12 protein-coding genes are annotated in these 11,812 nt (G+C 59.3%); 9 read left to right on the top strand and 3 right to left on the bottom strand.

Features of this window, described 5'->3' with window-relative positions; all coding sequences use genetic code 11:
- Nucleotides 1-73 precede the first annotated feature (73 nt).
- Both FHP24_RS17045 and ade read left to right on the top strand, forming a co-directional pair.
- Nucleotides 74-1,033, top strand: a complete 960-nt coding sequence (locus FHP24_RS17045; RefSeq protein ID WP_139677416.1) for a threonine ammonia-lyase — start codon at nucleotides 74-76, stop codon at nucleotides 1,031-1,033.
- A gap of 82 nt (nucleotides 1,034-1,115) precedes the next feature.
- On the top strand, nucleotides 1,116-2,810 hold the full coding sequence (gene ade, locus FHP24_RS17040) for an adenine deaminase (protein WP_139677415.1): 1,695 nt from the start codon (nucleotides 1,116-1,118) through the stop codon (nucleotides 2,808-2,810).
- Nucleotides 2,811-3,000: 190 nt separating this feature from the next.
- Here ade and FHP24_RS17035 read toward each other — a convergent pair whose 3' ends face one another.
- Nucleotides 3,001-3,843: an alpha/beta fold hydrolase gene (locus FHP24_RS17035; protein ID WP_139677414.1), complete on the bottom strand. Its 843-nt coding sequence runs from the start codon at nucleotides 3,841-3,843 to the stop codon at nucleotides 3,001-3,003.
- A gap of 212 nt (nucleotides 3,844-4,055) precedes the next feature.
- On the opposite strand from FHP24_RS17035, the gene FHP24_RS17030 reads away from it, so the two are divergent.
- From FHP24_RS17030 to FHP24_RS17005, 6 genes are all read left to right on the top strand, one after another.
- Nucleotides 4,056-4,256 (top strand): hypothetical protein, encoded by a 201-nt coding sequence (locus FHP24_RS17030; protein ID WP_139677413.1) that lies wholly within the window; start codon nucleotides 4,056-4,058, stop codon nucleotides 4,254-4,256.
- Nucleotides 4,253-4,507: a type II toxin-antitoxin system RelE family toxin gene (locus tag FHP24_RS17025; protein WP_139677412.1), complete on the top strand. Its 255-nt coding sequence runs from the start codon at nucleotides 4,253-4,255 to the stop codon at nucleotides 4,505-4,507. Before FHP24_RS17030 ends, FHP24_RS17025 begins: the two co-directional genes overlap by 4 nt.
- A gap of 70 nt (nucleotides 4,508-4,577) precedes the next feature.
- Entirely contained in the window at nucleotides 4,578-4,994 is a 417-nt protein-coding gene (locus FHP24_RS17020; RefSeq protein WP_139677411.1) for an ArsR/SmtB family transcription factor, read from the top strand.
- Complete coding sequence (locus FHP24_RS17015) at nucleotides 4,991-5,524, top strand: SRPBCC family protein (RefSeq protein WP_139677410.1); 534 nt, start codon at nucleotides 4,991-4,993, stop codon at nucleotides 5,522-5,524. Before FHP24_RS17020 ends, FHP24_RS17015 begins: the two co-directional genes overlap by 4 nt.
- Before the next feature lie 150 nt (nucleotides 5,525-5,674).
- Entirely contained in the window at nucleotides 5,675-6,772 is a 1,098-nt protein-coding gene (locus FHP24_RS17010; RefSeq protein WP_139677409.1) for a carboxynorspermidine decarboxylase, read from the top strand.
- A 67-nt stretch (nucleotides 6,773-6,839) separates the two neighbouring features.
- Nucleotides 6,840-8,081 (top strand): saccharopine dehydrogenase family protein, encoded by a 1,242-nt coding sequence (locus tag FHP24_RS17005; RefSeq protein WP_139677408.1) that lies wholly within the window; start codon nucleotides 6,840-6,842, stop codon nucleotides 8,079-8,081.
- A 192-nt stretch (nucleotides 8,082-8,273) separates the two neighbouring features.
- On the opposite strand, the gene bglA is transcribed toward FHP24_RS17005, so the two are convergent.
- Nucleotides 8,274-9,932, bottom strand: coding sequence for a beta-galactosidase BglA (gene bglA, locus FHP24_RS17000; RefSeq protein ID WP_139677407.1), 1,659 nt, complete (start codon nucleotides 9,930-9,932; stop codon nucleotides 8,274-8,276).
- Between the two features lie 157 nt (nucleotides 9,933-10,089).
- Between bglA and FHP24_RS16995 the strand changes: the two genes are divergently transcribed.
- Complete coding sequence (locus tag FHP24_RS16995; protein ID WP_139677406.1) at nucleotides 10,090-11,004, top strand: sugar kinase; 915 nt, start codon at nucleotides 10,090-10,092, stop codon at nucleotides 11,002-11,004.
- A gap of 26 nt (nucleotides 11,005-11,030) precedes the next feature.
- Here FHP24_RS16995 and FHP24_RS16990 read toward each other — a convergent pair whose 3' ends face one another.
- On the bottom strand, nucleotides 11,031-11,516 hold the full coding sequence (locus FHP24_RS16990; protein WP_139677603.1) for a fused DSP-PTPase phosphatase/NAD kinase-like protein: 486 nt from the start codon (nucleotides 11,514-11,516) through the stop codon (nucleotides 11,031-11,033).
- Nucleotides 11,517-11,812 lie beyond the last annotated feature (296 nt).

Here is an 11,812-nt window from a genome sequence, read left to right as displayed (position 1 = left end):
ATATCGGGAGATATTCCTGCATGCTCCGATATCTTCAGGAATAACTCCAGCTTTTCCTTGCCATGCTGTTGAAATGACTCAGGCACAGAACCCTCCCTCCGTTAACGGCATTCTCGCCGCATCCCAAAACATCGATCCGGTCTTCACCGGCAGCCCGCTGATCGAACAGCAGACCGCCAATGCCGAACTCGGCTTGCGGCTGTTCGCCAAGGTGGAGACGCTCAACCCGATCCGTTCGTTCAAGGGCCGCGGCACAGACTGGTGGATGCAGAACGAACCATCGGGCGACCACCCCGTCGTTTCCGCCTCCGCCGGCAATTTCGGCCAGGGCCTCGCTTATGCCGGCCGGGCACGCGGCCGCAGGGTCGTCATCTTCTCCGCCACCACCGCCAATCCCGGCAAGGTGGAAGCGATGCGCAGGCTCGGCGCGGAGGTTCGGCTGGAGGGCGATGATTTCGATGCCGCGAAAGCAGCCGCCCGCGCCTATGCGAACGCTCACGGCTGCCCTTTCGTCGAAGACGGTGCCCTTCGCACCATCGCCGAAGGTGCCGGCACGATCGCGCTCGAAATCACCGAACGCCTGTCGCGGGACGCCATCCCGCTCGATGCGATTATCGTGCCGCTCGGCAATGGCGCGTTGCTGACCGGTATCGGCACTTGGATCAAGGCCAGGGCACCCGGCTGCAAGGTCATCGGCGTCGTCGCGGCCAACGCACCGGCGATGAAGCACTCCTGGGAAACCGGCCAGCTCGTTTCGACCGAAACGGCCGATACCTCAGCAGACGGCATTGCCGTGCGCGAATGTGTCCCCTACGCGCTGGATTGCATGAAAACCACCATAGATGAAGTCTGGCAGGTAAGCGAAGAGGCGATCGGGCGGGCGCGAAAATTCTGCCTCCGTCATTATGGCCTCGTGGTCGAGGAAGCAGGCGCTTCCGGCCTTGCAGGCCTGATCGAGAACGGCGACAGCCTCAAGGGAAAGACGGTTGCAACGATCCTCTGCGGCGGCAATGTCAGGGCAAACCCGGCATAAAAGCGGGTATTGCTGATCGCCTCTCCCCGTTTTCGCTTTGACGGGCTAAGTAGGGTGAATCGAAAAATGCCAGGAGCACCCCATGACCACTCGCCTCGAAACCCTCATCGATCAGGGCACCGGCCGCGAGCCCGCGGATATCGTGCTGAAAGGCGGTAAATTCTTCGATCTCGTCACTGGTGACCTTGTCGCCTCCGACATCGCCATCTGCGGCGATCGGATCGTCGGAACCTATGGCGATTACGTGGGCAAGACGGAGATCGACATAACCAGCAAGATCGTCGTTCCGGGCTTCATCGATACGCATCTGCATATCGAAAGCTCTCTCGTCACCCCGCACGAATTCGACCGCTGTGTCCTGCCCTATGGCGTGACAACGGTGATCTGCGATCCGCACGAGATAGCCAACGTCATCGGCACGGAAGGCATCCAATATTTTCTCGACTCATCGCTCGAGACGATCATGGATATCCGCGTCCAGCTTTCCTCCTGCGTGCCGGCCACCCATCTGGAAACCGCAGGCGCCGACCTGCCGATCGAAAAGCTGCTTCCTTTCCGCGATCACCCGCAGGTCATCGGCCTTGCCGAGTTCATGAACTTCCCGGGCGTCATCCACAAGGACCCGATCTGCCTGGCAAAACTCGACGCCTTTTACGGTGACCATATCGATGGCCACGCACCGCTTCTGCGCGGAAACGACCTGAACGGCTATCTCGCCGCCGGCATCCGCACCGAGCACGAGTCGACGACTGCCGAAGAGGCGCTCGAAAAGATCCGCAAGGGCATGCATGTTCTGGTCCGCGAAGGCTCGGTCTCGAAAGATCTCGAAGCCCTGATGCCGATCATCACCGAGCGCCTGTCACCCTATCTGGCGCTCTGCACCGACGACCGCAATCCGCTCGACATCGCCGAACAAGGCCATCTCGACTACATGATCCGCACCGCGATCAAGGCCGGCGTCAAACCGCTCGCCATCTACCGCGCTGCCTCGATTTCCGCTGCAAAAGCTTTCGGCCTGCGCGACCGCGGCCTCGTCGCCCCCGGCTGGCGCGCCGATCTCGTCGTCATCGATACGCTCGAAAACTGCAAGGCCTCGATGGTCTTTTCCGCCGGCCGCAAGGTGACCGACGAACTCTTCGCCACCCGCAAGCCCGTCGCCCCCGTCGGCCTCGATAGCGTCAAGGCCCGCCCAGTCCAAGCCATGCAGTTCGGCGTTCCCTATTCCGAAGCCGAAACGCCCGTTATCGGAGTAATCCCGGGGAAAATCATCACCGAGCACCGCCGCTACCGCCTGCCCGCCGCCGGCAACCAGGCCGGCGTCGATCTCGACCGTGACATCATCAAGGTCGCCGTCATCGAGCGCCACGGCAAGAACGGCAACCACGCCAACGGCTTCGTCCAGGGGTTCGGGCTGAAGAAGGGCGCCATCGCCTCCACCGTCGGCCACGACAGCCACAATATCTGCGTCGTCGGCGTCTCGGAAGACGACATGGCGCTCGCTGCCAATCGCCTCGGCGAAATCAAGGGCGGCTTCGTCGTGGTGGAAGACGGCAAGGTCACCGGCGAGATCGCACTGCCGATCGCCGGCCTGATGAGCCTCGAACCTTATGAATGGGTGCGCGACACTCTGCATGACTTGAGAAAACACGCCTATGCCCTTGGAACGACTCTGGAAGAGCCCTTCCTGCAGGTCGCATTCCTGCCGCTCCCGGTGATCCCGCACCTGAAGATTTCGGATATGGGCATGGTGGATGTGGACAAGTTCCAGCTGATTTGAGGTGAAAGACGGCCAGGCTCTGCGCATAGCCCCTCATCCGCCTGCCGGCACCTTCTCCCCGTTTCACAGGGAGAAGGAAACGAGCCGCGACGTCTTCGTCCCTCTCTGCCGCTAAGCGGGGCAAGTCCCCTCTCCCCGTCATTACGGGGAGAGGGTTAGGGTGAGAGGCTGCACCACCGCCGAGGCAGCATCACCCCCTGAAAAACGCCAGCAGATCGGCATTGATCAAATCCGCATGTGTCGTCGCCATCCCGTGCGGCAAGCCTTCATAAACCTTCAGCACCCCGTTCTTCAGAAGCTTTGAAGAAAGCGGTGCCGAATCCGCGAACGGCACGATCTGGTCGTCCGTTCCGTGCATCACCAGCACCGGCACGTCGATCACCTTCAGGTCCTCGGTAAAGTCGGTTTCCGAAAACGCCTTGATGCAATCGTAATGGGCTTTCGTCCCGCCCATCATGCCCTGCCGCCACCAGTTGCGGATCACACCTTCTGAAACCTCAGCACCCGCTCGGTTATAACCGTAGAAAGGCCCGGTCGGGATATCGAGGAAGAACTGCGCCCTGTTGGCGGCCTGAGCGGCACGAAACCCGTCAAACACTTCGAGCGACAAGCCGCCGGGGTTCTTGTCGCTCTTGACCATGATCGGCGGCACGGCACCGATCAGCACCGCCTTGGCGACGCGCCCCTGCGGCTGGCCGAACTTGGCGACATACCGTGTCACCTCTCCGCCTCCGGTCGAGTGCCCGACATGAATTGCATTTCTCAAATCAAGATGCGCCGCCAGCTCCGCCATGTCGGCGGCATAGGTATCCATCTCGTTGCCGGTCTCTGTCTGGCTGGATCGCCCATGACCCCGCCGGTCATGCGCGATCACACGAAAACCTTCATGCAAGAAAAACAGCATCTGTGCATCCCAGTCGTCGGCCGAAAGCGGCCAGCCGTGATGGAAAACGATCGGCTGGGCATCCTTCGACCCCCAGTCCTTGTAAAAAATCTGCGTACCGTCAGCGGTGGTGATGAAACTGCCACTCATGATTTTCCCTCAGGTTGATCTGGCAAAATGCATGCGAAGTCATGTGAATGCGGCACGTGGCTATCCCTGCTCACCGGCCGGCGCCACGATATGACGGCTTGTCGTGTTTGGGAATTAGGACAAAGGGCTGACCTTCAACGAGGATGGTATCTCTGCTATCGTATCGTTATCGAAGCCGCGCCTATCCAAAGGCCCCTTCCAGAGGGTTTTGAATGACCAAACTAGAACAGATCGAAAAATCCGTGGCGGAATTGAATGGCGAGGAACTTGAAGCCTTCTCCGAATGGTTTGACGCGTTCCAGACGGCGCGATGGGATCGGCAGATCAAGGCCGACGGTACGGCCGGAAAGCTCGACAAACTGGCTGCAGACGCACTCGCCGATTTCCGTTCTGGAAGGACGCGGCAACTTTGAACCATCACGCAACGGCCGGCTTTTGGGAAACATACGACCGGCTACCCAAGCATGTTCGCGATCTCGCCGATGCGAATTTCGAGTTGCTGAAGAGCGACCCGCGACATCCTTCTCTTCATCTCAAATCGCTCGGCAAATTCTGGTCCGTCCGCGTCGGGAAATCATGGCGCGCGCTTGCTGTTCGTGACGATGACGACCTTGTCTGGTTTTGGATCGGCTCTCATGCGGACTATGACAAACTCATAGACTGAGCCAAGCATAAGCCGCACATAATAAACCAATCGGTTGACAATCGCTCTCGCGAGGCGCACATTCAACCACATGGTTGAATTACATACACATCAGATCGACACCGTTTTCCATGCACTCAGTGACGCCACCCGTCGCCAGATGCTGCGGGAACTGGCGGATGGTGAGCGGACGGTCGGGCAGCTGGCGGAGCCCTATGCCATGTCGCTCGCCGCCGCCTCCAAGCATATCAAGGTGCTGGAAAATGCCGGTCTCGTCCGTCGTGAGATTCAGGGGCGCACCCATCTCTGCCACCTCGATCCAGGCCCGCTTGCGACCGCCCATGAATGGATCGCCTTCTACGAACGCTTCTGGAGCGGCCGTCTTGATGCCCTCGAACGCCTTCTGACAGAAGCCGATGCCCGCAAGGCCGACAAGGAAACGGCGAAAGGACTGCCGGCAGCCTGGCGGAAGACAAAGCTTGAATCAAAACTGGGAGAAGACCGATGAACGACATGATATCGTTGAACAAATACGGTGCAGTGACAGCGCCTTTCGAGATCACCATCCAGCGAAAACTGCCCGGCCCCATCGAGCGCATCTGGGACTATCTGACCGACAGCGACCTGCGCCGCCAATGGCTTGCGTCCGGCGTGATGCCGGAAACGCCCGGAGACACGTTCGAACTCGTCTGGCGCAACGACGAACTGACGGATCAACCGGAGGAACGCCCGGAAGGTTTTCCGCAGGAGCAGCGGATGACAAGCGAGATTGTTGCATTCGAGGCGCCGCACCGTCTGGTCTTCACCTGGCCGCCGAGCGGCAAAGTCTCGATCGAACTGAAACCCATCGGCACGGACGTGCTGCTGACCCTCATCCACAGCCACATTTCCGACCGCCGCAACATGACCATGGTCGGCGCCGGCTGGCACATGCATCTCGATATCCTAGCTGCCAAGGCCAATGGCTATAAGCCTGAACCTTTCTGGAAAGGCTGGTTGCGACTGAGGGAAGAATACGAACGGTTGATCCCCGAATAAGCAACGGAAATCCAGAACAATACGCCCCGAAGCCCTGCTTCGGGGCTTTTCTTTACCCCAAAAAGCACTGGGGTCTTGAAGATGTCATCTGGGTCAGGCAATAGGCCCCCTTACATTTTAGAACAACCGTAAGAAGGCCGACCGACAGAAATGCTGCAGACACCCTACTATCTCATCGACAAATCGAAGCTGCTCCAGAACATGGAAAAGATCGCTATTGTCCGCGAGAAGTCGGGCGCCAAGGCATTGCTGGCGCTGAAATGTTTTGCCACCTGGTCCGTCTTCGATTTCATGCGCGACTATATGGACGGCACGACGTCCTCGTCGCTGAATGAAGTCCGCCTCGGCCACGAGCGTTTCGGCAAGGAAACCCACGCCTATTCCGTCGCCTATGCCGATTACGAGATCGACGAGGTCGTTTCCCACGCCGACAAGATCATCTTCAACTCGATCGGCCAGCTGCAGCGTTTCGAAAACCAGTCCTCCGCCATCACCCGCGGCCTGCGCCTCAACCCCGGCGTCTCGTCGTCGAGCTTCGATCTCGCCGACCCGGCCCGCCCCTTCTCGCGCCTCGGCGAATGGGACCAGAAGCAGGTCGAGCCGGTCATGGACATGATCACCGGCTTCATGATCCACAACAACTGCGAGAACAGGGATTTTGCCCTGTTCGACCGCATGCTGGGCGACATCGAAGAAAAGTTCGCACCGCTTCTGAAAAAGGCCGAATGGGTCTCGCTCGGCGGCGGCATCCATTTCACCGGCGACGATTACCCGGTCGACCAGTTTGCCGAGCGCCTCAAGCGCTTCTCCGGCAAATATGGCGTACAGGTCTATCTGGAGCCGGGCGAAGCCTCGATCACCAAATCGACGACGCTGGAAACCACCGTCCTCGACACACTTTACAACGGCAAGAACCTTGTCGTGGTGGATAGTTCCATCGAAGCGCACATGTTGGATCTCCTGATCTATCGTGAGAATGCCAAGGTTCACCCCAACCAGGGACCCCATCGTGCGATGGTCTGCGGCAAGTCATGCCTTGCCGGCGATATCTTCGGGGAATTCGATTTCCCGCAGGAAGTAAAGGTCGGCGACCGCATCTCGTTCCAGGATGCTGCCGGCTACACGATGGTCAAGAAAAACTGGTTTAACGGCGTGAAAATGCCGGCAATCGCCATCCGAGAACTGGATGGCAGCCTCAGGACGGTCCGTGAGTTTCACTACACGGACTACGAACAGAGCCTTTCCTGATCAGACAGGGCCAAAGGCCCACAGGAAAGACTTCTCTGACGATTGGACGCAAGGAGTGGTCCCCAGAATGAAAAAGAACGTGCTCATCATCGGCGCCGGCGGCGTCGCACAGGTCGTTGCCCACAAGTGTGCGCAGAACAACGATGTCCTCGGTGACATCCATATCGCCTCGCGCACCAAGTCGAAATGCGACGCCATCATCGCCTCGGTTCACGAAAAGAAGGCGATGAAGCAGGCAGGCGTACTCGAAGGCCACGCGCTCGACGCGCTGGACATCGAAGCCACCAAGGCTCTCATCACCAAGACCGGCAGCCAGATCGTTATCAACGTCGGCACTGCTTTCTTGAACATGTCGGTGCTGCGCGCCTGCATGGATACCGGCGTCGCCTATATCGACACCGCCATCCACGAAGAGCCGAACAAGATCTGCGAAACGCCGCCGTGGTACGGTAACTACGAGTGGAAGCGCGCTGCAGAATGCGAGGAAAAAGGCATCACCGCCATCCTCGGCGCCGGTTTTGATCCGGGCGTCGTCAACGCCTATGCGCGTCTGGCCAAGGACGAATATCTCGACACCGTCACCGACGTCGATATCGTCGACATCAATGCCGGCAGCCACGGCAAGTACTTTGCCACGAACTTCGACCCGGAAATCAATTTCCGCGAATTCACGGGTGTGGTTTACTCGTGGCAGGGCGGCGAATGGAACGTCAACAAGATGTTCGAAATCGGCAAGGACTACGACCTGCCGGTCGTCGGCACGCGTCGCGCCTATCTCTGCGGCCATGACGAAGTGCATTCGCTGGCCAAGAACATGGACGGCGCCGATGTGCGCTTCTGGATGGGTTTTGGCGACCATTACATCAACGTCTTCACCGTTCTCAAAAACATCGGCCTTCTGTCCGAACAGCCTGTAAAACTGGCGGACGGCTCGGAAGTCGTGCCGCTCAAGGTCGTCAAGGCCTGCCTGCCCGACCCGTCTTCGCTGGCGCCGGAATACGAAGGCAAGACCTGCATCGGTGACTTCGTCAAGGGCACGAAGGACGGCAAGGAACGCACCGTATTCATCTACAACGTCGCCGACCACAAGGAAGCCTTCAACGAAGTCGGCTCCCAGGGCATTTCCTACACGGCAGGCGTTCCGCCGGTCGCAGCAGCGATGCTCGTCGCCACCGGCGAATGGGACGTCAAGAAGATGGCCAACGTCGAAGAACTGGCCCCGCGCCCGTTCCTCAACATCCTCAACAAGATCGGCCTACAGACCTGCATCCGTGACGAACAGGGCGAACGCGAACTGCATTTCGATTGAGATGCGGGCGTTTGCCTGAATGATGGAATGACAAAGGCCCGCGAGCGATCGCGGGCCTTTCTACGTTCTGGGACGTGCTGTTCGGGCTTGTCCCAAGGATCTAGAGCAGGTAGCAGCAAGCGGAGGCGTTGCATATGCTCGGGAGGACAAGCCCGAGCATGACGACCTCAGTCGGCACCTTGCCTACACCCCTCACACCCGCGCGCAGAACACATCCACGGTATCCAGCGCCACTACGCCATTCTCCAGCTTCGAGACAAACCCCGGCATGTCTACCGGCATCACGCTGCCGAATCGCGAAGGCAGTGTGAACTTCTGCGGCTCCCGCGTCAGGTTGAAGACGAACAGCAGCTTCTCGCCGCCCTTTTCGCGGACAAATGCCAGCAGATCCTGATTGGTCTCGATGAAGGTCATGTCGCCATCGACCAGCGCAGGATGCGATTTGCGGAAGGCGAATGTTGCTCGGTAATGGGCAAGAACGGAATCTGCCAACTTCTCCTGCGCGTCGACCGCGCGGGCAGCATGCTCCGTCGGCACAGGCAGCCAGGTGGTCGCGCCTTCGGTAAAGCCCGCATGCGGCGCCTTGGAATCCCAGACCATCGGAGTGCGGCATCCGTCACGCCCCTTGAAAGCCGGCCAGAAACGGATGCCGTAAGGATCGCGCAGATCCTCGAAGGAAAGCTCCGCTTCCGTCAGGCCAAGCTCCTCGCCCTGATAAAGGCAGATCGAGCCGCGCAGAACCGAGATCAGAGAGGCCGAAAGTTTTGCCACGCGATCCTGCTCCGCCGGATCTTCGATGAAGCGGGTGACATGGCGCACCACGTCGTGGTTGGAAAACGCCCAGCACACCCAGCCATTGACCACAGTGTCGAGCACCGTCTGCATCACCTTGCGGATATAGCTTGCCGAAAACGCCGGCCCCAGAAGGTCGAACGTGTAGCACATATGCAGCTTGTCATTACCGGTCGTATAAAGCGCCAGCGTGTTGAGCGACCGCGGTCCGTCGCCCACCTCGCCCACTGAAGCACGGTCGTCATAGCTGTCGAGCAGCGCCCGGAACCGCTTCAAAAAGCCGATATTCTCCGGCTGCGTCTTGTCGTAGAGATGGTTCTGCATCGAATACGGATTGGTATCCGTCTCCATGCCCGCGCCATCTGTGTCATAGACCATAGGCGGGTTGTTACGCAGTTGCTTGTCGTGGAAATAGTAGTTCACCGTATCGAGCCGGAACCCGTCGACGCCGCGCTCCAGCCAGAACTTTACCGTATCCAGCATCGCATCCTGCACATCCGGATTGTGAAAATTCAGGTCCGGCTGCGAGATAAGGAAATTGTGCATGTAATATTGCTTGCGCACGCCGTCCCATTCCCAGCCCGGCCCGCCGAAAATCGACAACCAGTTGGTCGGCGCGGTGCCGTCGGGCTTCGGATCGGCCCAGACGAACCAGTCGGCCTTGGGGTTGGTGCGGCTGGTGCGGCTTTCGATGAACCACGGATGCCGGTCGGACGTGTGGGAAATCACCTGGTCGATGATGACTTTCAGGCCCAGCCGATGCGCCTCCACCATCATCTCGTCGAAATCGGCAAGCGTGCCGAACATCGGATCGACATTGCAGTAATCGGAAACGTCATAGCCCATGTCCGCCATCGGCGAGGTGAAGAAGGGCGACAGCCAGATCGCATCCACGCCAAGCGAGGCCACATGCGGCAGGCGCTGGGTGATCCCCTTGATATCGCCCAACCCGTCGCCGGTCGTATCCTGGAAGGATCGCGGATAGATCTGGTAGATCACCGCGCCGCGCCACCAGTCCGCATCTGCTCCAGCGGCCTTGTTCTGCACTTCCGTGGCCATGCTCTCATGCTCCTCTATGCAAATGTTCCAACCTTAGCCTGGGCCCAACCTAGAGCCCCTGTGACAAAAGACAACGCGCAAACCACCCCCTGCACGGACTTGTCAGACACGGGCTTAAAGCTTATGCGACAACAGGACTTTACCGGAGGACGAGATTTTGGCGGGCAGACTTCTTTCGATCGGCGAATGCATGGTGGAACTGTCGCAGGCGGGCGAAGGCCTGTTGCGCAAGGGCTTTGCGGGCGACACGCTGAACACGGCCTGGTACGCCCGCGCCTGTTTCCCATCGGACTGGTCGATCGACTACTTCACCGCCGTTGGCGACGACCCGATGTCGATGGAAATGTTGGCCATGATGGAAGGCGCCGGCATCGGCACCGACCTTATCCGCCGCATTCCGGGCAAGACGCCCGGCCTTTATCTGATCACGTTGAAGGACGGCGAACGCACCTTCAGCTATTGGCGCGATACGGCTGCGGCAAAAAAGCTCGCAGATGATGCCGATCATCTGCGCTCGGCGATCGATGGTGCGCAGATCATCTATTTCTCAGGCATCACGCTCGGTATCTTGGCGCCGGAAGCAGTCGACACGCTGCTGGCCGAAGCTCGTCGCGCCAAGGCATCCGGCAAGACCGTTGTCTTCGACCCGAACATCCGCCCGCGCCTCTGGCACAACAAGCCTTACATGCTGAAGACGATTGAGGACGGCGCCCGCGCCTCCAACCTCGTGCTGCCGAGCTTCGATGACGAAGCGGCTTATTTCGGTGATACGGACGAGGCTGCGACGATTGCCCGTTACAAGGCGCTCGGCGTCGAAAACGTCGTGGTCAAGAACGGCCCCGCTGGCGTAACGCTCGCCTTCGGTTCATCCCCCACGGTCCACGTGCCCGCAATGAAGGTCGACAAGGTCGTAGACACGACCAGCGCCGGTGACAGTTTTAATGGCGGTTTCCTCTCGCGTCTCGTGCAGGGCGCAACACCGGCCGAGGCAGCAAGCCATGGCGCCGCCGTCGCCTCCACCGTCATCCGCCACCACGGCGCATTGATCAGCCCCGATCTGTTGCCGAAGTAACGAAAACCTTCGAGAGGAAGAGACGATCAGAAACCGATCGTCTCTTCGAACTCGTCCCAGGACTGGTACATCGCGTACCGGCCGATGCCGGGGATCGGGATGTGCCCGTAATAGGGCGAAAGCTGCAGTTCGGAAAACAGCTCGCTGCGCTTGGCGACAGCTCCGACATAGATGGCTGAAGCCAGCCCGGTACGGTTAGCGCCGTGTTCGCAATGGATCAGGATCGGCTTTTCCGCCGTCCGCATGATCTCGGCCAGCCGTTCGCTTTCCTCGACCGGCACGAATCTCGCCGAACTCAGCGGAAAATCGATCAGCGTCACGCCGTTTTCCTCGGCCGACGCTTTTTCTTCGGCATACCAGGCCCCGCGACGTTCGTTGCGCAGGTTGATGATCGTCTTGATCCCATATTGGCGCGCAGCCTTGTCGATCACCATATCGCCGGGCTGGGCAGAGCGGTAGAGCTCGCCGGCTATGACTTCATGAAAATTGCCGGTCATCTGATTGATGCCCATATAGATGCCGATAGCGGCGATCGGGGCGATGAGGACGGCGGCGGCAGTCTTGATCGAACGCGGGGTCACGGAGGCATACTCACAACATCATTGGCCCTTCAGATAGGACTTAGCTCGGTGCACTGCAAACCAGAAATGACAGGCTGCATCTTTTCGCCTTCTAGAACCAATCGTGTAAATGTCGCGGAATTGACGAACGCACAGAAGGTCCTTCACGCGCGAAAATCTGATTGGACGGATTTTCATGTCGAACACCTCCACAGGGCGCTTCATTCTCCTGTCACGAAACTTCCCGA

The sequence above is a fragment of the Aliirhizobium smilacinae genome (genome assembly GCF_006335145.1).
In the GTDB taxonomy this organism is placed as follows: Bacteria; Pseudomonadota; Alphaproteobacteria; order Rhizobiales; family Rhizobiaceae; genus Neorhizobium; species Neorhizobium smilacinae.
This window is presented reverse-complemented; position numbering and strand designations above follow the sequence as displayed.

What these genes read in the sequence shown, in the direction of transcription:
- FHP24_RS17045 (WP_139677416.1), top strand. Translation starts at nt 74, where the DNA reads ATGACTCAGGCACAGAACCCTCCCTCCGTTAACGGCATTCTCGCCGCA.
- ade (WP_139677415.1), top strand. Translation starts at nt 1,116, where the DNA reads ATGACCACTCGCCTCGAAACCCTCATCGATCAGGGCACCGGCCGCGAG.
- FHP24_RS17035 (WP_139677414.1), bottom strand. Translation starts at nt 3,843, where the DNA reads ATGAGTGGCAGTTTCATCACCACCGCTGACGGTACGCAGATTTTTTAC.
- FHP24_RS17030 (WP_139677413.1), top strand. Translation starts at nt 4,056, where the DNA reads ATGACCAAACTAGAACAGATCGAAAAATCCGTGGCGGAATTGAATGGC.
- FHP24_RS17020 (WP_139677411.1), top strand. Translation starts at nt 4,578, where the DNA reads ATGGTTGAATTACATACACATCAGATCGACACCGTTTTCCATGCACTC.
- FHP24_RS17015 (WP_139677410.1), top strand. Translation starts at nt 4,991, where the DNA reads ATGAACGACATGATATCGTTGAACAAATACGGTGCAGTGACAGCGCCT.
- FHP24_RS17010 (WP_139677409.1), top strand. Translation starts at nt 5,675, where the DNA reads ATGCTGCAGACACCCTACTATCTCATCGACAAATCGAAGCTGCTCCAG.
- FHP24_RS17005 (WP_139677408.1), top strand. Translation starts at nt 6,840, where the DNA reads ATGAAAAAGAACGTGCTCATCATCGGCGCCGGCGGCGTCGCACAGGTC.
- bglA (WP_139677407.1), bottom strand. Translation starts at nt 9,932, where the DNA reads ATGGCCACGGAAGTGCAGAACAAGGCCGCTGGAGCAGATGCGGACTGG.
- FHP24_RS16990 (WP_139677603.1), bottom strand. Translation starts at nt 11,516, where the DNA reads ATGGGCATCAATCAGATGACCGGCAATTTTCATGAAGTCATAGCCGGC.